19 protein-coding genes are annotated in these 24,887 nt (G+C 63.1%); 11 read left to right on the forward strand and 8 right to left on the reverse strand.

Annotated elements, in window-relative coordinates; genetic code table 11:
• Positions 1-35 precede the first annotated feature (35 nt).
• The 5 genes from ACLEJW_RS20890 to wecB are packed head-to-tail and all read right to left on the reverse strand — an operon-like array spanning position 36 to position 8,300.
• The gene (locus ACLEJW_RS20890; RefSeq protein WP_440778180.1) at positions 36-1,115 is read right to left on the reverse strand and encodes a diguanylate cyclase domain-containing protein; all 1,080 of its coding nucleotides are present in this window, start codon (positions 1,113-1,115) and stop codon (positions 36-38) included.
• A 30-nt stretch (positions 1,116-1,145) separates the two neighbouring features.
• Positions 1,146-1,985 (reverse strand): DUF4434 family protein, encoded by an 840-nt coding sequence (locus ACLEJW_RS20895; RefSeq protein WP_145192385.1) that lies wholly within the window; start codon positions 1,983-1,985, stop codon positions 1,146-1,148.
• Complete coding sequence (locus ACLEJW_RS20900) at positions 1,985-4,978, reverse strand: phage receptor (RefSeq protein ID WP_313299771.1); 2,994 nt, start codon at positions 4,976-4,978, stop codon at positions 1,985-1,987. Before ACLEJW_RS20900 ends, ACLEJW_RS20895 begins: the two co-directional genes overlap by 1 nt.
• A complete protein-coding gene (gene nfrB / locus ACLEJW_RS20905; protein ID WP_145192391.1) occupies positions 4,975-7,149 on the reverse strand; it encodes a cyclic di-3',5'-guanylate-activated glycosyltransferase NfrB in 2,175 nt (724 codons plus the stop codon). The genes ACLEJW_RS20900 and nfrB overlap by 4 nt, the downstream gene beginning before the upstream one ends.
• Complete coding sequence (gene wecB, locus ACLEJW_RS20910; protein WP_145192394.1) at positions 7,146-8,300, reverse strand: non-hydrolyzing UDP-N-acetylglucosamine 2-epimerase; 1,155 nt, start codon at positions 8,298-8,300, stop codon at positions 7,146-7,148. Before wecB ends, nfrB begins: the two co-directional genes overlap by 4 nt.
• 161 nt (positions 8,301-8,461) lie before the next feature.
• Between wecB and ACLEJW_RS20915 the strand changes: the two genes are divergently transcribed.
• The 3 genes from ACLEJW_RS20915 (at position 8,462) to yiaY (ending at position 11,866) form a co-directional block, all read left to right on the forward strand.
• Entirely contained in the window at positions 8,462-8,893 is a 432-nt protein-coding gene (locus tag ACLEJW_RS20915; protein ID WP_313299779.1) for a PACE efflux transporter, read from the forward strand.
• 184 nt (positions 8,894-9,077) lie between these two features.
• Positions 9,078-10,640 (forward strand): threonine ammonia-lyase, biosynthetic, encoded by a 1,563-nt coding sequence (gene ilvA, locus ACLEJW_RS20920; RefSeq protein ID WP_440778181.1) that lies wholly within the window; start codon positions 9,078-9,080, stop codon positions 10,638-10,640.
• Between the two features lie 77 nt (positions 10,641-10,717).
• The gene (gene yiaY / locus ACLEJW_RS20925) at positions 10,718-11,866 is read left to right on the forward strand and encodes an L-threonine dehydrogenase (RefSeq protein WP_313459985.1); all 1,149 of its coding nucleotides are present in this window, start codon (positions 10,718-10,720) and stop codon (positions 11,864-11,866) included.
• A gap of 14 nt (positions 11,867-11,880) precedes the next feature.
• Here yiaY and ACLEJW_RS20930 read toward each other — a convergent pair whose 3' ends face one another.
• Positions 11,881-13,068: a hypothetical protein gene (locus ACLEJW_RS20930; protein WP_440778182.1), complete on the reverse strand. Its 1,188-nt coding sequence runs from the start codon at positions 13,066-13,068 to the stop codon at positions 11,881-11,883.
• A gap of 98 nt (positions 13,069-13,166) precedes the next feature.
• A complete protein-coding gene (locus ACLEJW_RS20935; protein ID WP_440778183.1) occupies positions 13,167-14,786 on the reverse strand; it encodes an NADP-dependent glyceraldehyde-3-phosphate dehydrogenase in 1,620 nt (539 codons plus the stop codon).
• A gap of 138 nt (positions 14,787-14,924) precedes the next feature.
• On the opposite strand from ACLEJW_RS20935, the gene ACLEJW_RS20940 reads away from it, so the two are divergent.
• From ACLEJW_RS20940 to ACLEJW_RS20975, 8 genes are all read left to right on the forward strand, one after another.
• Positions 14,925-16,526, forward strand: coding sequence for a putative bifunctional diguanylate cyclase/phosphodiesterase (locus ACLEJW_RS20940; protein WP_440778184.1), 1,602 nt, complete (start codon positions 14,925-14,927; stop codon positions 16,524-16,526).
• Positions 16,527-16,789: 263 nt separating this feature from the next.
• Positions 16,790-17,944 (forward strand): hypothetical protein, encoded by a 1,155-nt coding sequence (locus ACLEJW_RS20945; protein ID WP_440778185.1) that lies wholly within the window; start codon positions 16,790-16,792, stop codon positions 17,942-17,944.
• Positions 17,945-17,997: 53 nt separating this feature from the next.
• Complete coding sequence (locus ACLEJW_RS20950; RefSeq protein ID WP_409520691.1) at positions 17,998-19,104, forward strand: glycosyltransferase 61 family protein; 1,107 nt, start codon at positions 17,998-18,000, stop codon at positions 19,102-19,104.
• A 172-nt stretch (positions 19,105-19,276) separates the two neighbouring features.
• Positions 19,277-19,453 carry an EPS-associated small membrane protein EppA gene (gene eppA / locus ACLEJW_RS20955; protein WP_440778186.1) on the forward strand — a complete coding sequence of 59 codons (177 nt, stop codon included), beginning with the start codon at positions 19,277-19,279 and terminating at the stop codon, positions 19,451-19,453.
• A gap of 283 nt (positions 19,454-19,736) precedes the next feature.
• Positions 19,737-20,279: a polysaccharide biosynthesis/export family protein gene (locus ACLEJW_RS20960; RefSeq protein WP_145192421.1), complete on the forward strand. Its 543-nt coding sequence runs from the start codon at positions 19,737-19,739 to the stop codon at positions 20,277-20,279.
• A gap of 20 nt (positions 20,280-20,299) precedes the next feature.
• On the forward strand, positions 20,300-21,418 hold the full coding sequence (locus ACLEJW_RS20965) for a hypothetical protein (protein ID WP_440778187.1): 1,119 nt from the start codon (positions 20,300-20,302) through the stop codon (positions 21,416-21,418).
• A 20-nt stretch (positions 21,419-21,438) separates the two neighbouring features.
• Positions 21,439-23,001 carry a GumC family protein gene (locus tag ACLEJW_RS20970; protein WP_145192427.1) on the forward strand — a complete coding sequence of 521 codons (1,563 nt, stop codon included), beginning with the start codon at positions 21,439-21,441 and terminating at the stop codon, positions 22,999-23,001.
• Between the two features lie 11 nt (positions 23,002-23,012).
• Positions 23,013-23,816, forward strand: a complete 804-nt coding sequence (locus ACLEJW_RS20975) for a CpsD/CapB family tyrosine-protein kinase (RefSeq protein WP_145192430.1) — start codon at positions 23,013-23,015, stop codon at positions 23,814-23,816.
• A 61-nt stretch (positions 23,817-23,877) separates the two neighbouring features.
• On the opposite strand, the gene galE is transcribed toward ACLEJW_RS20975, so the two are convergent.
• Positions 23,878-24,843 (reverse strand): UDP-glucose 4-epimerase GalE, encoded by a 966-nt coding sequence (gene galE, locus ACLEJW_RS20980; RefSeq protein ID WP_145192433.1) that lies wholly within the window; start codon positions 24,841-24,843, stop codon positions 23,878-23,880.
• Positions 24,844-24,887 lie beyond the last annotated feature (44 nt).

Genomic DNA, 24,887 nt, shown 5'->3' on the forward strand with positions numbered 1-24,887 from the left:
TCACAGGCTGCGGCAGCGGCGTCGCTGCCATCCGCCTACTGCTCAGGCCGCCACAGCGCGAAACGGTCCTTGCCACTGCGTTTAGCCTCGTACAGTGCCTGATCGGCGCGTACCAATGCCGTGCTCAGGCTTTCATCACCCAGCACCGGCGCCAGGCCGATACTGATGGTTACCGGTGGTTGCCCAGGGTCTTCCCTCACGCGCTGGCACAAGGCGGCAACGTGCTGCTCGGCTGCACCCTGCTCAAGCCCTTCATAAAAGATCGCGAACTCTTCGCCGCCCAACCGGCCGAAGGCATGGCCGCCCACGCCTGCGCGAATCTGTTGCGCAACCCGCTTGAGCACCTCGTCACCCACGTCATGACCGAAGCGGTCGTTGACCCTTTTGAAATTGTCGATGTCGATCATTGCCAGGTATTGCCCAGGTATTGCCGAACGCAAGCGGCGCTCGGCCTGGGTCATGAACGCGCGGCGATTGGGTATTTCGGTCAGGGCATCGACGTAGGCCTGGTCCAGCAGCACCTTGGAAAAATAGAAGTTGTGCAACTTGGCCCGACGCATCTGCAGGTAGCTGTAGCTCACCAGGGCACTGAGAAACACTGCGTAGCTGACCAGCATCGCGCCTTCGAGCTGCGCGAGGGTGATGCGCGTGTGGTAGAAGGGGTTGAGCATCGCCCAAGTCGTCAGCATGGCGCAGAAGAACGACCAGCGCCGCACCGGTAGCAGCGACAGCGCATACAGCACCGTGGATACGCCCAGTACCAGCCACACCGGACGCAGCGCCACCGGTATGCCTTCGATCACCAGGCGCATGCCCAAGGTGATCACGGCGATGAACAGCAGGTTGAGCACATCGAAGTGCTGGCTGCGCCAGGTGAAGTGCAGGATCACGGTAAGCCCGCAGAGCAGGGCGATGAACAGGCACGAGAGCCAGGTGAAGCCCTGGCCTCCGAGAAAGCTGACGATCAGGTCGAACACCAGCCAGATGAGGGTGCTGACCGAGAACACCAGCCGGCAGAACGGGCGCATGGCCACGAACTCGTGCTGGCGGAACTCGGCCCGCAGGGATGCTGGGGCGACGCGTTGGCGCACGTGTTCTTCAAGGGTGTCGAACATCCGTGGCTCCTGGTCGCAAGCGGGGCGAATTCAATTGTAGTGCAGCACGCCCCTTGCCCAAGGCCGATAGCGCAGGGAGAACACCGCTTCGGCATGGCAGCCGTTGGCGTACTGCGGCGCCATCGGCTCGGCCTTGAAGGCCTGGCCTGGCGCACTCACCTGGCGAAACGCCTCGCGCACCACACCGATCCGGCAGGGCAGCGCCTGCTCGTAGCTCTGCCGCACCAGCGCAGATAACTGACCGGTGCCAGCGCCGTCCTGCCACCAGACATTCAAGCCCAAGCCGGCCAGTTGATCCAGCCAGGCCCCGTTGACTCGCGCCGACAAGTGCCCGGCGCTGAACGCACTGAGGTGCAGTGGCTGGTCCAGGCGCCTGGCGAAGACCCGCAACTGATTGCGTAGCGCCTTGCGCCGGTCGGCATCCTGAAAGCGCAGGTCATCGAGCTCCATGGGCAGGTACCAGCCGACCGCCGGCAAGCGCCACGCCTTGCGTAGTTGCTGATATTGGCTAAACGAACGGCCCAGCTGGGCCTTCCAATAGCTGCTCAAGCCAGCGCTGTCGAGGGTCTCGATTCGCTGGTAGTACGCCGGGTCCATGTACAGACCCAGCACCAGCTCCAGCCCTTGGTCTTGGGCTTCGCGCAGGCTGTTGGCCAGCCAGCCCTGGGCACCGCCGAAATCGCTGTCGCCGTGGGCGGTCCACTGCACGATCAGGGTGTGTCCGCCTTGGGCCCTGGTCGCGCGCCACAACTGCCGCCACTGCTCGGCGGTGACGCTGGCATCGCGGTTCAACGGCTGGTACAGCAGGCGCTGGTCGGCCATCGTCGGCAGGCACAAGGCCAGCAGGCAGAGCGCAAGCAAGGTACGCATCAGAAGGTCATCTCCGCACCCAACAGCACGCCGTTGGCCCGCTCGTACAGATTGCCGCCCAGCGACTGCTGGTATTCGGCGCGCAGCTTGAGCGAGCCGCGGTAGGCATTGTAGCGGTCCTGGTCGAACCACCACTGCCAGCGCACACCTACCCCGGCGCGCGCATCCTGGCGCCAGTCGTTGCTCGGGTCCTGGCTGGCGAACTCGACGAAACCATAAGGCATGAGGGTCTGCGCCGCAGTGCCCGGCAGCTTCCAGGCATGGCCTTGTTGATAGCGCGACAGCCAGGCATGGTCGCCGGCGCGTGTCCACCAGGCGGCATCGAGGTAGAGGAAGCGCTCGTTCCAGTCATCCTGATCGACGCGCCAATCGTTGCGCCACTCGCCCTGGTCGAGCAGCGACGCGGTGGCGCGCAGCAGCAGGTCATTGCTGGATGTCGCATGGTGGCGCAAATCGCCCCAGTTGCCGCCGACCTTGGCCGGACTCAGCAGCTCGCCCAGGCTCAGGCCGTTGTCGTGGGCCTGGTCGATTTGCCGTTGGTGGTACAGCTCGGCGTACAGGTTCAGGTTGGCGTGACCCAGCGGCTTGTAGCGCAGACCCAGGCCAGTGCCCAGGCTCTGCCCGTAGTCGCTGCGGCCTTGGCCGCCGAACAGCACGCGGCCGTAGACCGACACGGTGCTGCCGTCGCGGCTCGGTTGGTCGCCCAAGGCATGGTCCCACATGGCCATCTGCACGTTCTGCGAGCGGGCCCGCCGTTTACCAGTGCTGCGCTCGCCGTCTTCGAGGAAACGGTCGTTGGTCGAGCTGCCGCCCGGCGACCAGGTGCTCGCCAGGGTGATGGTATCGCGCCGCGACAACGCTTCATGGGCGCGGCGCTGGCGGTATCGGCGGGCTTCGAGGCTGCCATATTCATCGTCGCCGTCGACCACCTGATCTTCCACGTCCAGCACACGGCGCAACTCACGCCGTGCCGCGGCGCTGTCCTGGGCCTCGTCATAACGGACCGCCAGGGTTTCACCGAGGCGGTAATCTTCCGGGTAGTCGCGTGTCGCCTGCTGCAGGTACGGGATCGACGCCAGGCGCTGGGCCTTGTCCGCCGAGCTTGCCAGGCGCATGCCGTAGTCAGCGCGGTAGCGCGGCTGTGTCGGTGCCAAGCGCACGGCCTCGGCCAGCCAGGCGCTGCTCTGGGCGCTGTCGCCTGCCAACTGGGCCGTGCTGGCCGCTGCATAGTAGTGCTCGGCCTGCGGCTGGTGTGCCAGCGCCTGGCGCTGCATCGCCAAGGCCTCGGCGCTCTGCCCTTGAGCCTGGGCAATTGCCGCGCCCAGGCTCCAGTCGTCAGCGCTGCGGTGTGTGGCGGCATCCCAATAGTGGCGGGCCGCGGCGCTGTCCCCGGCGTTCAACGCGCCGCGCGCGGCGGTCAGGCGTGCATTGTCGTTCCAGGCCGCGGCCGGCAGTTCGCGCCAGATCGCCAAGGCACCCTGGGAATCGCCGGCCGCTTCCAGGGCATAGGCCAACGGCAAGCGGCTGCCACGATCGCCCAGGCGTTCGGCTGCCTGGTAGTAGACCACGGCTTCGCCTGGGTGCGCGGGCATCGCGCAGCGGCCCAGGGCGCGGTATTGGCCTGCTTCGCTGGGCTTGCCGACGATGGCCTGCTGGACGGCATCGCACTGTTCGTTTTCGGCCAGACGACCAAGCAGTTGCGCGCGGGTCTGGGCGTCGACCTTGGGCGCCAGGCTGACCATGCGCCGGCTGTCGAGCGGGCCGTCGTCACGCGCGTACAGATTGCCCAGGCGTTGCAGCAGCGAGGCGGTCAAACGCCCGTTGCGGCGGTCGTAGGCCTGTTCGAGCAGGCGCCGGGCATGCTCGCGCTGACCTTGCTCGAGCAACAGGTAGCTGGCCTGCTCCAGGGCCTGCAAATCACCGCTTTGCCGGTAGCGTTGCTCCCACTGGCGCGCCGTGCGCGGCTGTGGCGGATCGCCATACAAGCGCTGGCGCAATACCGCGTAGGCGCGTGGCTCGGCGTCTGTGCTGCAGCCCTTGAACTGTTCGCGAGCCAGCACTGGGTCGTGGTGCGACAGCCAGTCGACGGTTTCCAGGCACGGCCGCTGCAGGTCGTTGCTCAGGCGCAGGACCAGCGCCGCGTCATCGCCTTCGCGGGCCAGCTCCCAGAGTTGCTGGCGTTGCTCAGGTTGTTGCAATTGCGCTTTGGGCAACTGTTGCAGCCAATGCTGGGCCTGCTGGTTGTGACCCACGGCGATGGCGCGGTTGGCCATGGCCAGGCGGTAGCGGTTGGCGATGTCGGCAGACGGCGCACTTTGCAGCAGGCGCTGCAATCCCTGGTCATCCCGTTGCTGGACATAGGCGTTGGCCAGGCGCTGCCAGTCTTCGACCGGCAGTTGCCCCTTGGCGGCCAGGGGCTGCAGTTGCTCGACGGTCTCCTGCCAATTGCGCAACTGCTCGGCGAAGTTGGCCCGAGCCAGGCGCAAGGCCTGATCGTCGCCATGGGCCGGCAACTGGTTGAGCCAGGCCAGTGCCTCACTGGCCCCGCCTTGCCTGGTCAGGCTCAGGCTGTAGGCTTGCCACAGGCGCACGCGCTGAGCACCGGCACTGCTGGCCAGCCAGGCTTCGACGCGGCTGGCTGGCGGCGGATCCTGCGCGATCCAGGTCAGGCGCAGCTCCAGCAAGGCGTCGGCGTTCTGCGCATCGTCGCTCAGTTGCTGGGCCTGGCTCTCGGCTTCCTGGTAGCGGCGTTGATGGGCCAGCGCCTCGATCAGCAGCGCCCGGGCCTCGTCGTTGCCGGGCACCCGCGCCAGTACATGCCGGGTCAGGCGCTCGACCTCGTTCCAGTTGTCCTTCTTTGCTTCGCGATAGCCACGCTCCATGAACGGGTAGCTGGTGAAACGTTGAAACTCGGTCAACGGTGCGGCCAGGCTGGGCAGGGCGGTGGAGCACAGCAGCAGGCTGGACAGGGTGATGGACAGGCGCGGCTTCATGCCACCTCCCGGGTAAGGTCATAGGCAGCTTGCTGTTCGCTGGCCTGTTCGGCGAGCGCTTGTTGCAGCACGTTCTCGGTGATGATGCCGCGGGCGATGAGATGCTCGCCCAGGCTCTGACGCTCGGCATCGAAGTCGATCAACGCCTGGTTGAACAAGGTGACTGGCACCATACCGCGCAGCTGCAGCAGGCCGCCGAGCATCACTTGATGCTGGCTGACCCGTTCGATCAAATCGGCGTCGTCCTGATGACGCTCCAGTACCTTCAGCATTTCGTGGGTTTCCGGCTTCTGCCAACGGCTAGGGTAGTGATAACGCAGGCCCAGTGTGACGCGGCCCTGGGGCGCCAGGCGGCAGCTGACCGGGCGCTTGAGCTGCCGGCTGATGACGCCCAGCGACACCTGGCTGACCGGGCTTTCGCTGGCCAGAACCAAGGTCTTGCCGTCTTCGGCCACCGGCAGCACGCCATAGTGCGTGGCCAGTCGGCGTGGCAGCTTGGCGATCAACTGAGCGTCCAGTTTGAAGGGGTTGAGCGGCGCCCAAGGCATGTCCAGTTGCTCGGCCAAGGTCTGCACCAGCTGCTCGCTGGTCAGCCAGCCGCGCAACAGCAGCTCGCGACCCAGGCGGCGACGCACCGGGCTGGTGATGGCCTGCTGCAGTTGCTGCTCGCTGATATAGCCTTTTTCAATCAGGCGCTGGCCCAGCGGTGTGCGCCGTGGCGAGCCCAGGGCCGGGAATTCATGGGTGGTCTTGTCCCATGCCACGCGCCGCGCATCGCCCAGTTCCATGACCTGGCGCAGGGCGCGCAGGTTGGCGAAGAAGTTGACGAAGTTGCTCCACATCATGCGCGGTGCCGACAGCAGGCCCTCGAACAGACCGTAGTAGCGGGTCACGAACCAGCCGCGTTGGAACAGGCGGTTGATCAGCAGCACGCCGTTGAGCCAGAGCAGGGCGGTGAGCAGTTGGCTGTCGCTGAGAATCGACATGAAGCGCCAGGCGTCGGGCGCGATCACCGTCACCAGCCACATGGCCAGCAGTACCAGCAGCAGCAGGTTGACCAGAAAACTCAGCAGGTAGGCGAACAGCCCGCGGCGGTCGCGCCAGAGGAAGTAGTTGAGCGCCGCGGTGCGGCTCCAACCCAGCGAGCTGGTGCCCTGAAACACGATGCCGACGATCCACCGCGACTTTTGCCGAATGGCGTGATGCCAATCGCGGGGAAAGTGCTCGCGCACGCAGATCACCTGCGAGACGTGACGGCTCATGCCCAGGCGCCAGTCATGCTTGAGGGCCAGCGCCGGGTCGGTCACCGAATAGCGGGCGAAGATGCACTTCATGCCCTTCTGCTTGAGGCGGAAACCGATGTCATAGTCTTCGGTCAGGCTCTGTACGTCGAAGGCGATGCCATCACCTTCTTCGAGCAGTGCACTGATGGCCCGGCGGCTGAAGCAGGTCCCGACCCCGGCACTGGGCACCTGGCCGGTCAAGGCCTCGCGCACGATGACGTCCTTGCCGTGGTTCTCGGCGAACTCATCGACATAGTGCCCGGCGGTGAAACCCTTCCACTCCGGCGCGTACGGGTACACCGGAATCTGAATCATGTCCTTGTTCGGCAGCAGGTAATTGAACAGGCGCAATTCCATGGGCGAAATCACGTCTTCGGCATCATGCAGGATGAAACCGGCGAACTCGATACGGGCGTCGTCCTGAAAGCGCAGAATGGCGTCGATGATGTTGTTCAGGCAGTCGGCCTTGCTGGTGGGGCCGGGCCGCGCGCAGATCACCTTGTGCACGTTGGGGTAGTGCAGGCACACCGCATCGACATCGGCCTGGGTCTGCGGATCGTTGGGGTAGGTGCCGACGAAGATCTGGTAGTTCTCGTAGTCGATGGTCGAGGCGGCCAGGCGCGCCATTTCGCCCACCACGCCGACCTCGTTCCAGGCCGGCACCATGATCGCCAGCGGTTTTTCGGGCACCTCGAACAGGCGCTTCTCGTCGGCGCGCTCGTGTTTATCGTAGATGCGAAAGCGCCGCACCAGCTTGCGAATCCAGTAGCACAGGTCGATGAACAGGTCGTCGAGGCCCAGCAGGAACATCAGCGAAGCAAGGACGATTGCCAGGGCTTTGAGGCCAAACAGGACATAGGTGATGAAATCGATGAAAGCCAGGCTCATGCGTCTTCTCGTGGAGTATGGGTTTGCGCGAACCAGAGGCTCAGGCGTTCAGCAATGCGTTCGCTGGCATGGCCGTCGCCGAACGGTGTGTAGATACGCGCCATGCGTGCGTATTCGGCCGGGTCGTCGAGCAACAGACGGGTGTGGGCCACGATGTGCTCGGCCTGGGTGCCGACCAGCTTGACCGTGCCGCCTTTGAGCACGGCCGGGCGTTCGGTGACATCGCGCAGCACCAGCACCGGTTTGCCCAGCGCCGGAGCTTCCTCCTGCACCCCGCCCGAGTCGGTGAGGATCAGGTAGGCGCGGTTCATCAGCCAGACGAAGTGCTGGTAGTCCTGCGGTGCGATCAGGTGAATGTTGTCGCGCTTGGGCAAATGTCCATACACCGCGTGCTGCACCTGCGGGTTGAGGTGCACGGGGTAGACGAACTGTACATCCGGGTACTGCTCGGCCAGCTGCGCCAGGGCCAGGCAGATATGCTCGAAGCCGGGGCCGAAGTTTTCCCGGCGGTGACCGGTGATCAACACCACCCGTTGCCCAGGGTCGAGCGCGCTCAATGGTGATTCGGCGCTGGGTTGCCATTGCTGCTCGGCCAGGTGATCGCGCATCCACAGCAAGGCATCGATGACCGTGTTGCCGGTGACCTCGATGCGCTCGGGCGGTACGCCTTCGCGAATCAGGTTGGCATCTGAATCTCGGGTTGGGGTGAAGTGCAGGTCGGCAAGCACCCCGGTCAGGCGCCGGTTGGCTTCCTCGGGCCAGGGCTGCTGGAGATTTCCAGTGCGCAGGCCGGCTTCGACGTGACCGATCGGAATGTGCCGGTGAAACGCCGCAAGGCTTGCGATGAAGCTGGTGGTGGTGTCGCCATGGACCAGCACGATGTCAGGCTTGACCTGTTCATAGGCGTGGTCGAGCTTGTCGAGCAGGTCGCGCGACAGGCTGTTGAGCGTCTGGTTCTGGGTCATCACCTGCAGGTCCTGATCGACGCTCAGGCCAAACGCGGTGAGCACTTGTTCGAGCATTTCGCGGTGCTGGCCGGTCGAGCAGATGTGCAGCTCGACCTCCGGCCAGATTCGCAGTACCCGGGCCAGTGGCGCCATCTTGATTGCTTCGGGGCGGGTACCGAATACCATCATCACGCAGTACGCCATGGTCAAAATCCTTGTGCAAATTCCTGAACGAAGTTCTCTGACAGGTACCCCACTCGAAAGTTGTATACCGATTTGGGCATTTGCACAGTGCCGGCGGTCGCCCTTTTGCTTGCGCCGCGTATCGCGTAGTTTGATGGGCCGAATCCATCAAGGAGCCCATCATGCAAGGTAAGGCGCGCAAGGTCGTCCAGGCCATTCTCTACGAGGCCATCGCCGTGGCCTGTGTGGCGCCGGCGCTGGAGTTCGCCTTCGCTGCGGGGATGGCCCAGTCGACCGTGCTGTCGGTCCTGATGTCGGCGATCGCCATGAGCTGGAACATGGCCTACAACTGGGTGTTCGAGCGCTGGGAGGCACGCCAGGCGCAACGGCAACGCACGCTGCTGCGGCGTATCGTGCATGCGCTGGGCTTCGAGGGTGGATTGGTGCTGATCTTGCTGCCGTTGGTGGCCTACTGGCTGGATGTGACGCTGTGGGCGGCGCTGCTGACCAACCTGGCGCTGTTCATGTTCTTCTTCGTTTATGCCTTCGTTTTCCAATGGGGCTTCGACAAGGTCTTCGACGTGCCGCTGTCGGCGCAACAGGCCAAGTGTTGACGTGCTCGTGCCGGGCGCGATAACGTCGCAACCCATGAACACTTTCCCGCACGTCAACGCCATTATCATTACCGCCATTATCAGTTTGGCGGGCTAGCGCTTACGTGCACCGAACCCGCCCTGGAGGCGGGTTTCTTATCTCTGACTCCTGGGCAACGAAACAAACGCCAAGGAGTTGCCTTCGATGACCAGCCTCAACGTCAGCCCCCGTACCTCTGTCAGTCCTCAGCAGCTGTTGTCCGAGCAGGTGCGACGGATTCTCTCTGCCCCTGTGTACGACCTGGCCATCGAAACGCCCTTGCAGCCCGCCCCAGCGTTATCGGCAGGCCTCGGCAACCAGGTGTTGCTCAAGCGTGAGGACTTGCAGCCGACCTTCTCGTTCAAGATCCGCGGCGCTTACACAAGGCTGTCGCGGCTGAGCTCCGAGCAGCGCGCGCGCGGCGTGATCACCGCGTCGGCCGGCAATCATGCCCAGGGGGTGGCGCTGGCGGCCGCCCACCTGGGCATCACGGCGACCATCGTCATGCCCACCACTACGCCGTCGTTGAAGGTCGAGGGTGTGCGTTCGCGGGGTGGGCAGGTGCTGCTGCAGGGTGACAGTTTCCCGCATGCCCTGGCGCATGCGCTGAAATTGGCCGACACACGCGGCGCGACGTTCGTGCCGCCGTTCGATGACCCGGACGTTATCGCAGGGCAAGGCACCGTCGGCATGGAGATTCTGCGCCAGCAGCCAGGTGCGCTGGATGCGATCTTCGTTCCGGTGGGCGGCGGCGGCTTGGTCGCAGGCATCGCCGCCTACGTCAAATACTTGCGCCCGCAGGTCAAGGTGATCGGCGTCGAGCCGCACGACTCCAATTGCCTGCAGGCGGCCATGGCAGCCGGTGAGCGGGTGATCCTGCCGCAGGTCGGCAGCTTCGCCGACGGCGTGGCGGTGGCGCAGATCGGGGCGTGCTGTTTCGAGCTGTGCCGGCACTTCGTCGATGAAGTGCTCACCGTCAGCAATGACGAGCTGTGCGCGGCCATCAAGGACATCTACGACGACACTCGCTCGATCACCGAGCCTTCCGGTGCGCTTGCCGTGGCCGGGATCAAGCAATACGTAGCCCGCGAAGGCGTGCGCGGGCAGACCTTGGTGGCGATCGACTCTGGCGCCAACGTCAACTTCGATCGCCTGCGTCACGTGGCCGAGCGTGCCGAACTGGGTGAGCAGCGCGAAGCGATCATCGCCGTCACCATCCCCGAACGTCCCGGCAGCTTCCGCGCGTTCTGCCAGGCGCTGGGCAAGCGCCAGATCACCGAATTCAACTATCGCTGTCAACCCGGCAAGCCAGCGCAACTGTTCGTCGGCGTGCAGACCCACCCCCAGCACGATCCGCGTGGGGGTTTGCTGACCAGTTTGCGCGAGCAGGGCTACCGCGTGCTGGACCTGACCGACAACGAGCTGGCCAAGCTGCACGTGCGTCACACCGTCGGCGGGCACGCCACGCCCGGCACCGATGAGCGCGTGCTGCGCTTTGAATTTCCCGAGCGGCCCGGGGCCTTGCTGGGCTTTCTGGAACGCCTGGGCAAGCGCTGGAACATCAGCCTGTTCCACTACCGCAACCATGGCGCGGCCGAGGCGCGGGTGTTCGCCGCGCTGGAGGTGCCGGCCGATGAACAGCCTGGTTTTCCCCAGGCGCTGGAGCAGATGGGCTATCGCTATTGGGATGAGACCGCTAATCCGGCCTATCGGATGTTCCTGGGGTAACGTTGCCTTGGGTCAATATGCCAGTATTTGAATGATGGATGCTCGCTGTCAGACAGACCTGCCAGGAGGACCCGGTCATGAGCAGCACCTTTTTCATTCCGCCCGTCAACATCATGGGCATCGATTGCCTCGAACAAGCCATGTCAGCGATTGCCGGGTATGGTTTGCGCAAAGCCCTGATCGTCACCGACCAGGGGCTGGCCCAGGCCGGGGTGGCTGCGCGCATCGCCCAGAAGCTGGCCCTGCAGGATATCGACTCGGTGGTATTCGACGGCGCCAAGCCCAACCCGAGCATTGCCAATGTCGAGGCGGGCCTTGCGCTGCTGCAGCGCGAGCGTTGTGATTGCGTGGTGTCCCTGGGTGGCGGATCGCCCCATGACTGCGCCAAGGGCATCGCCCTGTGCGCAACCAATGGCGGCCATATCAGTGATTACGAAGGGGTCGATCGTTCGCGCAAGCCGCAGTTACCGCTGATTGCAATCAACACCACCGCCGGCACGGCCAGCGAGATGACCCGCTTCTGCATCATCACTGACGAGGCGCGCCACGTGAAAATGGCCATCGTCGACCGTAACGTCACGCCGATACTGTCGGTCAACGACCCGGCCCTGATGGTCGCCATGCCCAAGGGCCTGACCGCCGCCACGGGCATGGATGCCTTGACCCACGCCATTGAAGCCTACGTGTCCACCGCGGCGACGCCGATCACCGATGCCTGCGCCCTCAAGGCCATCAGCCTGATCAGCGAAAACCTGCGCCAGGCCGTCAACGATGGCACTGACCTGCAAGCACGTGAGCGGATGGCCTATGCGCAGTTTCTCGCCGGCATGGCCTTCAATAATGCTTCGCTAGGTTACGTGCATGCCATGGCCCATCAGCTGGGCGGCTTCTACGACCTGCCCCATGGCGTCTGCAATGCGGTGCTGTTGCCTCATGTCCAGCGCTTCAACGCACAGGTCAGCGCCGTGCGCCTGCGCGATGTCGCCAAGGCCTTGGGGGTCAAGGTCTGTGGGCTGGACGCCGAGCAGGGCGCCGCTGCGGCAGTGACGGCCATCGAACACCTGGCCGCGGCAGTGGGGATTCCGGCCGGTTTGGCGGAGCTCGGCGTGCAGCTGGAAGACTTCCCGGTATTGGCGCAGAACGCCCTCAAGGACGCCTGTGGCCTGACCAACCCACGGGTGGCCAGCCAGGAGGAGATCGAGGGCCTGTTCCGGGCAGCCTTGTAGGTCATGGTCGCCTCCTAGCGCTCACGCATGAAGAACCCTGCGACATACTTGCGGAAGGTTTCCAGGCTTTTGAAGTCGGCGTAGCGCTTGAAGTTTTCCGCATCGGGCTCCGGCCCGAGCGGTTGCTCGAGCAGCGACACCGACAACACCCGATCCTGATCCGAGGTCAGCACCAGCTCATCCATCACCTGGCCGCCGATCACCGGCCGGCGCATCTGCACTTTGACGCCCTTGCTGGCCATCCAGTCGATCAGCGACACCAGGGCCTTGAGTGGCTCACGCTCTTCGTCACGGTAGATCGGAAACAATTGCCCGCGTGACAGCACCGGCAGGCTAGCCACGTGAATCAGCTCGTAAAAGTGACTGCCGGCAGTGGCGGGAGAGTACAGGGCCAGCGCCAGCAACGGGCCGGACGCCCGGCTGCCGCCCCAGTACAAATGGTGCCCCTGGAAATCGAAACCCTCTTCGCTGCGGTTGTTGAACACCTTGCGACCCTTGATCTGGTCGACGCAATCCAGCAGCAGGCCGTGCCGACGGTGACTGCCGAACACCGTGGCTTCGCGCAGTCGCGACTTGAGCATCATCATGTGCTTCATGTCCAGGCGCGTTTCCAGGTAATTGGCAGCCGGCACCCGCTCGAGCAACGGGTAGCGCGCGGCGACACTGCGCAGTTCGGCAAACTGGGCCGTGGGGTCTTTTTTCAGGTGCGTGGCATACAGGTTCAGGCCGCTGGTTTCAACCCAGCTCAGCAGCAAGGACAACAGCCGTTGCTGCTCGCGGCGTTCGCTGCCAGTGCCTGATCCGCCTGTGACCTGGTCGGCCGTGCGGTAATCGCCTATCAGGCGCAGTGGGGTGTCCGGCGCGAGCCAGGCTGCCGGTGCGAGCGGTGGCGCATCGCGTTCACTGGCCTCGCGCTCGTCCTTGCTGAAGGGGCAAGCGCGGGCATGTTCGGCGGTGCCTGGGTTGTTCTTCAAAAACAAGGTGCCGGTATTGCCGTTGAGGGTGACGTTGAGCACCGGCAAGGCATCCTTGCGGCAATCGCAGGCCAACCATTGGTTGGCACTGCGTACTTTCATCAGCAACTGGTTGGCTTGCAGAAGGCGGGGCCCGGTGAGGCTGGCGCTGACGAAACCGATCAGCAGTTCTTCTTCGGCGGGGGTCAGGCTGCGCACCTGCGCGGCGGTTTTGTCGATGATTCGCATCGGGCAGCTCCAAGCTACGAGGCTTCAGCTTGGAGCTTCGAAGCTTGAGCGGCAAGTTGCAAGTGGCAAGCTTCAAGCCAAAGCGTATCGAACCGCACTTAGAAGATGTAGTCGGTGGTCAGGAAGCTCGATTGGCGGTTGCGGATGATTTCGCTGATCAGGGTCTTGTTCGCCTCCTGAAAGCGTGTGGCGACCAGGGTGCGGATCGAGAACACGCGCAGCGCATCGTGCACCGACAGCGTGCCCTCGGCGCTGTTCTTGCGGCCATTGAACGGGTAGGTGTCCGGGCCGCGCTGGCACTGGGCGTTGAGGTTGATGCGCCCGACCTGGTTGGCGAAGATGTCGACCAGGCTGCCAATGGTTGCAGGGTCGGTGCCGAACAGGCTCAGCTGCTGGCCGTAGTCGGAGTCCAATACGTAGTCGATCACCGTTTGCAGGTCGCGGTAAGGCACCACCGGTACTACCGGGCCGAACTGCTCCTCATGGTATACCCGCATGGCCGGGCTGACCGGATAGAGCAGGGCAGGGTAGAAGAACGAGCCGCGGCTTTGCCCGCCGCCTTCATTGATCACTTGCGCGCCCTTGGCCGTGGCATCGGCCACCAGTTGGTTCAAGTAGTCCACCTTGCCTGGCTCTGGCAGTGGCGTCAGCGCCACACCTGGCTCCCAGGGCATGCCCGGTTTGAGCGCGGCCAGCTTGCGCTGGAACTTGTCGAGAAACGCCGCCACGACATCTTCGTGCACGAACAGAATCTTCAGTGCCGTGCAGCGCTGTCCATTGAACGACAGAGCGCCGGTCAAGGCCTCCTCGACGGCGTTGTCCAGGTCGACCTGCGGCAGCACGATGCCGGGGTTCTTGGCGTCCAGCCCCAGGGCCGCGCGCAGCCGGTGCGGCCGCGGGTGCAACTTCTTCAGGTCGCTGGCGGCCTTGTGGGTGCCGATGAAGGCGAACACGTCGACTTTGCCGCTGGCCATCAGCGCACTGACCGTTTCGCGACCCCGCCCATAGATGACATTGATCACCCCAGGCGGAAAGCTGTCGCGGAACGCTTCTAGCAGCGGGCGGATCAGCAACACGCCGAATTTGGCTGGCTTGAATACCACGGTATTGCCCATGATCAGCGCCGGAATCAGCGTGGTGAAGGTTTCGTTGAGCGGGTAGTTGTAGGGGCCCATGCACAAGGCGACGCCCAGCGGCGCACGGCGAATCTGGCCCAATGTGCCCTGTTCCAGCTCGAAGCGGCTGGAGCGTCGGTCCAGGTCCTTGAGGGCGTTGATGGTATCGACGATGTAGTCGCAGGTGCGATCGAACTCTTTTTCCGAGTCCTTGAGGTTTTTGCCGATCTCCCACATCAGCAGCTTGACCACGGCCGTGCGCTGCTCGCGCATAAGGCCCAGGAAGGTCTCGACATGGGCGATGCGCTGCGCCACGCGCATATTGGGCCAGGCGCCGCGGCCTTTGTCGTACGCGTTGACCGCAGCATCCAGAGCGCTCAGGGCAGTCTCGGCGTCGAGTAACGGCGCACTGCCCAGCACCACCTGACGCTCGTCGCCGTTTTCCTTCAGCCAAACCGGGCTGCGCACTGTAGCCAGCGGCCCCTCCCAGCGGCGCAATTGGCCATTGACCAGGTAATCGCGCTGTTCCAGTGGCGCCTCCAGGCGCCAGTTGTGGGGAATGGCATCAACGGCGGGAAACAGCGAATCGAGCAAATCTTGCATGGCTACGGCACCTCACGTGGAAGGGTGGGTGAAACGCTTCAGCTTCGAGCATGCACCCTGAGCAAGAAAAACACCAGTCTGGCTCAATATTGCGCCACGCGCGCCGATACAGGGGCAATTGCTGATGTTTGCAGGCCTATGACCGCGTTCAAACCCCCGAAGATCTGCGAACCGACGCTCTGTGCAGCAGTGCCGCGCCTGTTGCTTGGCCGGCTGCTGCCGGTCGGTGTGTCCCTGACTGGCGTTGGCGTGTCGCTCGCCCTGGGGCATGTCGATATCCAGTGTCAACATGGCGACCATGCCGCCAGCGTGTTGCATTCCTCGCTGTTCTGGTTCGCGCTTGTTTGCAGCGGCCTGCTGAGCCTGTTCGTAGCCCAGGTCAGCCGCAAGCAGCGCCAGTTGCAACAACGCAACCTCGAGTTGCAACGCTCGCAGGCACAGCTCGAGCGCCTGGCCCATTACGACACCATCACTGGCCTGCCCAATCGCGTGCTGTTTCAACGGCAGTTGGCTCAGGCCACAGCCCTGGGACAGGGGCTGGCAGTGCTGATGCTGGACATTGACGGCTTCAAGCAGGTCAACGACAGCCTTGGCCACGCCATGGGCGATCTGTTGTTGCAGCAGGCCACCGCGCGCTTCTTGCAGGAGCTCGATAGCAGTGACCGGGTATGTCGGCTCGGCGGCGACGAATTCGTATTCATGTTGCAAGGCACTCAAGGCCAGGTCAGCCAGCAATTGCGGCAAATCTTGCGCTGCTTGCAGCGGCCGTTCGATCTCAACGGCACCGCTGCGCTGGTCACTGGCAGCATCGGCCTGGCCTGGTGCCCGCAACATGGCGAGGACGTCGACAGCCTGCTGCGCCATGCCGACACCGCCATGTATGCGGCCAAGGAAGCCGGGCGCAATGCCTGGCGGCCTTATCACCCCGACATGACCGCACGCTTGCAGCAACGTCTGGAGCTTGAGCGCAACTTGCGCCGCGCGCTGGAAGACAACGAGTTCGAGCTGTGGTATCAGCCCAAGGTCGACCTGTTCAGTGGCCAGCTCGAAGGCGTCGAGGCGCTGCTGCGCTGGCGCGATCCGCATGCCGGGCTGATCTCGCCGGCTGCGTTCATTCCGCTGGCCGAGCGCACCGGGCTGATCATTCCCTTGGGCGAGCGGGTGCTGGACCTGGCCTGCGCGCAATTGGCCGCCTGGCGCGCTGCGGACTGCTTGCCGGGGCCGCTGGCAATCAACGTCGCGGCTCTGCAGATCGAGCGCAGCGATTACGTTTCGAGCCTGGCCATGGCCCTTGAGCGCCATGGCCTTGCGCCGAACCTGCTGGAGGTGGAGATCACCGAGAGCCTATTGATGGAAAGCCAGCAGCAGGCTTGTGCGGCCCTGGCTCAGTTGCAGGCAATGGGCGTGGCTACCGCGGTCGATGACTTCGGCACCGGCTATTCGTCACTGGCGTACCTGCGCGCCTTGCCGATCGACCACCTGAAGATCGATCGAGCGTTTATCAAGGATCTGCCCGACGACGACGATGCGGTGGCCATAGCCCGAGCCATCATCGACCTGGGGCACGCCCTGGGCTATCGCATTACCGGCGAGGGCATCGAGACCCAGCAGCAGTATGATTTCCTGCGCAACGCAGGGTGTGATCAAGGGCAGGGCTATCTGATGGGGCGGCCCATGCCCGCGGCTGAATTACAAAGTTGGATCTTGCGCAATCCGCTCAGGGCCCGTTTGCCCGGTTAATGCCAAGCCAAATGCTCATGTGGGCGCTACAGGAAGAGAAACGTTGGAAGGCGCTGGCTCGACATTAAATTGGCGTCATGTTTTGTCGATAAATGCTGTCAAAATGCCGCTTGCCAAGCGCCGCTGCTGCATCTTAAATTGTTACTTAATGTGAAGTAATAATCTTCCATAGAAGTCTTGTGAATCAGCATGTTGGCTGGCTTTCTTGCAGTGCTTTCGTTTCGAACTGCCCCATAGACTCAGCAAAGGATGTCGAAGAAGCCATGAAAGAGAACTTGGCGGCGGTTGCGCGAAAAGTGGTGTCACCTTCGCTGCGCCATGACATTCGCACCGTCTCGAGCAAACTGCGGGAGGCTCTGGCCCGTACCTGTTTCTGGCGCTGGGAGGTTTCCCGTTTCAAGCTGCAACAAGCCAGTGCGTACGAGATCCTCTACATCGGCAGAAAACAACAGCGAGAGATGGCCAAGCTGCTGATTGGCGGTAAGGGCCAGCAGCCGGTAGCCGATGCGGGGGACCAGGCGCAGTCGCCGGCCGCGCGTCATGTGGTGGTGGTCAGCGAGATGCCTACCTCCGGCTCGTTGACCGTGCCGCATTATCTGAGCGCCGTGGTGCCGCTGGGGCGGCCGCTCGATGAGATCACCGCGCGCTACGACAGCGAGCTGCGCCGCAGCATTCGCAAGCACCGTCCGCTCTATCAAATGCGCCAGACCCTGTCTGACGACGAGATCGCCATGGCCGACCGACATCTGCTGCGCCCGTATGCCACGGCGCGCCAGGGCATCCACGCAGCGCAATTTCCCACCGACGAAGTGTTCCGGCTGGCCAAGGGTGTAGGACGTCTTGACCTGATCACCTGCGGTGATGAAGTGATTGGCTGTCACCTGGGTTGCGAGATCACCCGCGACGGCAAACGTTACTGGAGCACCCTACGCTTCGGCTACTGTGAAGCGGTGTTCAGCGATCCCAAGCGGCTACGCGAAGTCAATTCGATCACCACCTTCATGGCCCTGGAGTGGGCATTGGCCAACGGCTATGACTATTACGATATCGGTCTGTGCCTGGCCCGCCCGGACGACGGCCTGCTGAAGTGGAAGCGTCGGCGCGGCGGCGATATCGACGAGCTGGGTAACCATGCCTATATGTTCGTGCGCTTGCCGCGTACCGGTACAGCGCAATTCCTGTGGAATACCCCGCTGTTTGCGATCGAGGGCAACAAATTGACGCTGCATCTGGGCCTGCCTGACGGCCCCAGCGATGAAGAGGTCGCCCGGCGCTATCACGAAATGGTGTTCGGTGGGCTGCACAAAATCTATGTGTACGGCAGCGCTGACACGGGCGCGTCGTTTATCGACAACCTGCGCAGCCGTTACGCGAACCTGCAGTCACCGCCTGCGATGGAACGGATCGTTTCCAGCTGAGGCGCTTGCTGGGTCAGGGCTTTCCTTCGGAGGGGCGGTGTATGGATGGCGGCATGTCCAATTTTTCCGGTGCCTCGGCTACCCGCCAGCGTGGTTGGTCGCTGGCGGCCTATCGGCATATCCTCAGAAAACGTCTGGGACGCCAGGCCGACCGCGATATCAAGTGTCTCGCTGAAAAAACCTGGGATATCGCGCCCGGTGAAACCACCGTTTCGCCACCTGCCTTCTACCTGCCCGGCCAACTGGAGCGCGTCACTGGCTGGGAGGGGCAGCGGTTCTACCCGTACGTGCATCCGGCACGCACCATGGAAGGCGGCGTGGTGACCGAGCAGGGGCCGACTCGTGGCTATCTGCTCAAGGATGTGTGGCTGATCGACGGCGCCTTGTACAAGGACGATGCCAGCCACTGGTTGTCGCTCAAGCCAAGCCGCTTTCCTGGCGTCAATGTGCAGCACGAAATCGACCGCGCAGCCATTTACTGCACGCAGAATGGCAACACGTGGTTTGGCACCTGGCTGATGGAAAACTGCCCCACCTATGCCCTGGCCCGCGAGGAGGGGGTGCCGGTCACTACGGCGCCATCGCTTCGCTACCCCTTGTTCACTCAAGGGCCTGCCTACGAGCGTTGGCTCGACATGCAGCCGTTGCGCACGCGTGGCGCCTACTTGCGTGAAGTGGTGTTGTTCGACGATGTCAGCAACAACCGCAGCCGTCACCAGCGCTACCAGGCAATGGGCGAGAAGCTGCTCTCCCATGTCGAGCATCGGCCGCACCCAGGCGTGTTCCTGTTGCGCGGCAGCGCCGGTGACTTGCGGCTGATGCGCAATGAGCTTGAAGTCGCCGCTTACCTACAGTCGCAGCACGGCTTTCGCGTGGTCGATCCACTGCAAACCGACGTGCCCGGCATCGTTGCCGCCTGCGCCGGCGCGAAGGTCGTCGCAGGGGTGGAGGGCAGTCAGCTGGTGCACGGGGTGAACGTGCTGCAGCCAGGCGGCGCGCTGCTCACCCTGCAGCCGCCTAATCGCTTCGTAAGCTATTACAAGTACCTGACCGACCGTGACCATCAGCATTTCGGCTTTGTCGTCGGCTCGCCGCAGGGCGATGGCTTCAGCATCGACATCGGTGAGCTGGAGCGGACGCTGGCATTGTTTCCTCGTTGAAGCAGTTGCAGATTCCTGCTGACGGCATTTTGACGAAAATCCACCCGGTCGATTGATTTTTATTATGGTGTCGGATCATTGACGTAATGTCATTGTGCCCATAAGCTCAAGCCTACACCCACCCCACATTCCGCCTACCTATTTATTACTTTCCTCTTCGCAGGAGGGGATCATGCGCTCGACTCTGCTTATCAAGGCAATCTTTTTATTGGTGTTGTTAACGGGTGCAGCGCGCGCGGCCGATTCCTATCTCACTGAAAACAATATCGTTCCGCTGTCCACCGCGGGCTGGTTATTTGCTGCGGCGGTCATTGGTTTCATTGCAGTTGCCAACAGAAAGAAGATTTGAATCTGTTGCCCAACAGCGGCGCCAAATGCTTGACGCTGAATAATGGCCATTGGTTATTTTTGCAGTTTGATTCGCTTGTCAATTTTACTGCTGTTGCTATATTCCATTAGCCAACGCGCACGCGCGAGCAGCGGTTAACAGACGGGCAGGGCGCCATCGCGGTAGAGGCCTCACAGGTGACTGAGGCCATCGCAACCAGACGGTTGCGAAGCGGAGCGAGAGGTTCGACGTTGTACTCATTCAGTGCTCTAACACCTGGGCCGTCAGGCCGGAGGGATCCCTCATGACACGTTTGCTGATGTCCGTTCTCTGCGCCTTGGTTGCATGCTCTGGCGCTTTTGCCGCTGAATCCTCACCGGCTTACCTGCTGAGCCCGGGTGACAAGGTCATGATCTCGGTCTGGCAAGAGGACACCCTGCGCCAGGAAACCGTGGTACTGCCCGATGGCAGCATCACGTTCCCTCTGGCTGGCCGGGTCGACGTGGCTGGCCTTGAGGCCACTGCCGTGGCGCGCAAGATCGAAACCGCACTCAAACCGTACCTGGCGCAGCCCAACGTCAGCGTGGTGGTGACCAGCACGGCTGGCAACCTGGTGTATGTGCAGGGCAAGGTGATCAAGCCAGGCCCAGTGCCCATGGCAGGCCCGACCGCTGTGTTGCAGGCCCTTAGCATGTCCGGTGGGATGGACAAGTTTGCCGATGAAAGCGCCATCAAGGTCATCCGCGGGCAACGGGTCATGCCGGTACGCTACAAAGACCTGATCTCCGGGCGGGACATGTCGACCAACTTCCAATTGCAGGCCGGCGACACGCTGGTCGTACCTTGACCCTCCAATAAGAACGACCCGTGCCTATCTATAGAACGACCAGTGTTGCGACGGCGATCATGATGATGCCGTTCTCCGGGGTGGTTAGCGCCGCCAGTTGGCAATCTTCGGTCCAGGTGCCCTCGACCGTCGAGTACGACAGTAACCCACTGCTCCTGACGTCCAAGGAGAAAGGTGTGACGCGTACCATCATTGCCCCTGACTACACTTTGGTAGGTCAGTTCGATCGCGACCAGCTACGCCTGGGCCTGGGCCTTCATGTGCTGCGCTCCTCCGACCGCTCGGTGATGGACGACCGTGAAGATCCGCACCTGAGCCTCGGCTGGCAGCGCGAGACCCAGACCGGCGGCTTCGGCCTGCTGGCGCAGTACGACGAAAGTTCGACACTCTCGGGGGCGGTGCAGGATACCGGCGTGGTCACCACCACCGATGGCACGCAGAAAATGACGCGGCTGTCGGGTAACTGGAGCAGCGCCATCAGTGAGCGCAGCACCCTGGCCAACGAACTGCGCTACTCGCATGCCACTTACGACGTCAGCTCGCTGACGGGCTTCGACGAGTATGCCAACGACTTTACCTGGACCTATGCCTTCAACGAGCGCACCGACATCATCAGCGGTTTCGCCGTGCGCCGTTACCAGCCCGATGACAGCAGCGTGGCCACTGCCACCACCAGCTATGTGCCCACCATTGGCATGAAGCACCAGTTCTCCGACAGCCTGGTCGGCGCCGTACATGTAGGCGTCAACCAGACCGACGGCAACGGTACCCGGCGCCGTGGTGAGGGTGGGGCTGCGCTGACCTACAGTGGGGCGCGTAGCGAAGCGACCCTCAGCGCCGACCGCACCACGCTGTCGAACGGTGAGGGCGGCGCCGCCCAGCTGGACATGCTGCGCGCGGGCTGGAGCTACCTGGTCACCGAAACCACCCGTGTCGGCGCCGATGCCTGGTGGCAGGACAGCAAAGGGCAGAACCCCAATACCTTGCAGACCTACAGCGTGTGGGCCAGCCGCGCCTTCTCGCCAGCCTGGGACCTGCGCCTGTCACTGATGTACAAGCAGCGTCGTCAGGATGGACTGCCTGACGCCGAAGCCACCATCGCCGGCCTGACGTTGACCTACAGGTTTCCAGACATCTGAATCGCACCCCGGTGGCCCTTATGAAATCTGAGTACGAGCTGTCCATAAAAGATTACATCGCCATCCTCAAGGACCGCGCCTGGTTGTTGGGTATCGTCATGGTGGTGGTGCTGGCGGCCACCGTGGGCGTGGCGATTTCGGTGCCGCCGATCTACCAGTCCACCGGCACCATCCTGGTCGAATCGCAGCAGATCTCGCCTGACCTGGTTTCGGCCGGCAACAACACCTTCGCCGATGAGCGCATCGAGGTCATTCGCCAGCGCGTCATGACCCGTGAAAACCTGCTGCGCATCATCGACAAGTATCGCCTGTTCGCCGACCGCGGCAGCTTCAGCGAGAGTGACAAGATCGAGCAGATGCGCAGTGCGATTGCCGTGGCAACCCTCAGTACCTACGTCAAGGGCCGCGGTGAAGCGACGGTGGCGTTCACCGTGTCGTATGAGGACAAGCACGCAGATGTCGCCAAGGAAGTGGCGGATGAGCTGGTGTCGCTGTTTCTCAACGAAAACATGAAGCAGCGCACCGAGCGTGCCACTGAAACCACCGAGTTCCTGACCCAGGAAGCGAACAAGCTCGGGGCCGAACTCGCCTCTTTGGAAAACCAGCTGGCCGACTTCAAGCAGGCCCATGCCAATGCCTTGCCGGAAAACCAGCAACTGCGCATGAGCATGCTGTCGCGCTCTGAGCTGGAGTTCCGTGAAGTCGATCGTGACTACAAGGCGGCCCAGGAAGAGCTGCGCTATCTGGAGCTGGAGTTGTCGGCAGCCAACAGCGGCGCCGCCACTGCGCCCGCCAATGGCAGGCCCGCCGCGGCTGATCCGCAGGACCTGCCAAGCCTCAAGGCCGAATACGCAAGGCTGTTGACCCGTTACACTGAAGCGCACCCTGACGTGGTGGCGATCAAGCGCAAGATCGACGTACTCCAGGCCTCCGGCGAGAAAGGTATCGCCGCGGCAGCTGCGGGTAATCTTGACGCTGCCCGCGTGCGCACCAAGATGGCCGCTGCGCAATCGCGGATCGCCTCGCTGGCCGAGCAGAAGCGCCAATTGACCAGCAAGATGGAAGCCTACGAGGCCGATATCCTGGAAGCGCCGCAGGTCGAGCGTGGCTTGGTCACCTTGATGCGTGACCACGACAACGCGCGCAAGAAGTACGAAGAGATCCGCAACAAAGAGATGGGCGCGAAGATCACCGAGAGCCTGGAGCAAGAAAACAAGGCCGAGCGTTTCGTGCTGCTCGAGCCACCGCTGCTGCCAGAAAAACCGGTCAAGCCCAACCGCAAGAAGATCGTCGCCCTGGGCCTGGTGCTGGCCCCGGCAGCAGGCGGCGGCCTGGTGATGTTGCTGGAAATGCTCAATCAGCGTGTGCGCGGTGTCGGCGCCCTGGAAAGTGTGCTTGGGCGGCGAGTGCTGGTGGCCGTGCCTTATATCCAGACCAAGGCAGACAAGGCCAGGCGCAAGCGACTGGTCTCGCTGTTGATCGGCGCTGCCCTGCTGCTGGTGGCAATCCTGTTGGTGGTCGTCCACATGTTCTACATGCCCTTGGACCTCCTGCTTTTCAAAGCTATGGCTCGGTTTGAATAGGAAGCGCAGCGATGGACAGAAATACGCCGACTGGCAAGAACATTCATCAGGTTTCACCTGCGCCAGCCGACACGCCCAAGGTGCCGACGGTCCGAGAAAGACCGGGCGAGATCGGGCAATTCGATTACGTGCAAACCAAGGTGGTGCCGCTCAACCCGGAACACCTTGAGCGTAACCGCATCATCTCCTTCAACAAGAACTCGAACATGAGCGGGGCGATCGACCTGCTGCGCACCCAGGTGCTGCAGGCCATGGAGGATAACGGCTGGCGCACGCTTGCCATCACCTCGCCGACGCCGGAGGCGGGCAAGACGGTGCTCGCGGTCAACCTGGCCATGAGCATCGCCCACCACACCACCAAGACCGCCTTGCTGGTCGATTTCGACCTGCGCCGCCCGCGTGTTGGCAGCAGCCTCGGGCTGCCGATGGAGAAGGCCCTCAACGATGTGCTCGATGGCAATGCCTGGCTCGAGGAAGCGCTGGTCAATCCGACCCTGCCACGTTTCGTGGTGCTGCCGACCCGCGAGCCAGTGCCGATGTCCACCGAGGTGCTGTCCTCGCCCAAGGTCGATCACCTGATCAGCGACCTGCGCGACCGCTACGATTCACGCATCTGCATCTTCGACCTGCCGCCGTTGCTGAGTTCGGACGATGCGATGACCGTGCTGCCGAAATTCGACTGCGTACTACTGGTGGTAGCCAACGGCATGAACAGCAAGAAAGACATCGAGGATTGCCTCTACCACCTGGCTTCCTCGAACTTGGTAGGGGCGGTGCTGAACAAGGCGGACGAGCCGCTGCGCACGTATTACTGAGGCTGCTTGATGCTCCCAGCCTGCTAATGCGGCTCGCCAATGAGCCGCTCGCCTGGGCAGCTCATTGGCGCCATGGGTATCTCAGCTCCCACTCCCACGCATGCGCCACGATTTCCTCCAGCGACGTGATCTGCGGCTGCCAGCCGAGCACCGCACGGGCTCTGTCGGCATCGGCCACCAGACGAGGCGGGTCGCCAGCGCGACGCGGTGCCTGAATGACCTCGATGGGCTTGCCGGTGACGACCCGAGCCGTTTCGATCACTGCCTGCACCGAGAACCCCAGGCCGTTACCCAGGTTGAATGCTGCCGTGGCGCCGCCAGCGTGCAGATAATGCACGGCCAGCGCGTGCGCTGAGGCCAGGTCGGTGACGTGGATGTAGTCGCGAATGCAGGTGCCGTCGGGGGTGTCGTAATCGTTGCCGAACACCGTCACCGCCGCGCGGCGTCCCGCTGCCGCCTGCAGGATCAGCGGTATCAGGTGGGTTTCCGGTTCGTGACACTCGCCCAGTTCGCCCTCAGGGTCGGCACCTGCGGCATTGAAATAGCGCAAGCACACCGAGCGCAGCCCGTAAGCCCGGTCGAAATCCTCGAGCATCTGCTCGAGCATCCACTTGCTACGCCCATAGGGATTGATTGGCAGCTTGGGATGGGCTTCGTCGATGGGCACGTACAGCGGGTCGCCATACACGGCCGCGGTCGAGGAGAAGATCAACTGCTTGATACCTGCACGGACCATGGCCTGGAGCAGGCTCAAGGACGCGCAGACATTGTTCAGGTAGTACTTGCCCGGATCGCACACCGATTCACCCACCTGGATGAACGAGGCGAAGTGAAACACCGCATCGAAGGCATGCTCACAGAACAGCGTGTCTAGCGCCTGGCCGTCGGCGATGTCCAGGTGCACCCATGCAACGCCCGACGCGGGCGGCTCGAGGTCTGCCACCACCACCTCATGGCCTGCGCGCAGCAGGTGCTTGACCATGTGCGAACCAATGTAGCCTGCACCGCCGACAACCAAGTACTTCATCCAATTCTCCTGGAACCGAAGCCGCGTCGAATGCCTGGCACGCA

This window comes from Pseudomonas sp. SMSB3 (assembly GCF_052041965.1).
GTDB lineage: Bacteria > Pseudomonadota > Gammaproteobacteria > Pseudomonadales > Pseudomonadaceae > Aquipseudomonas.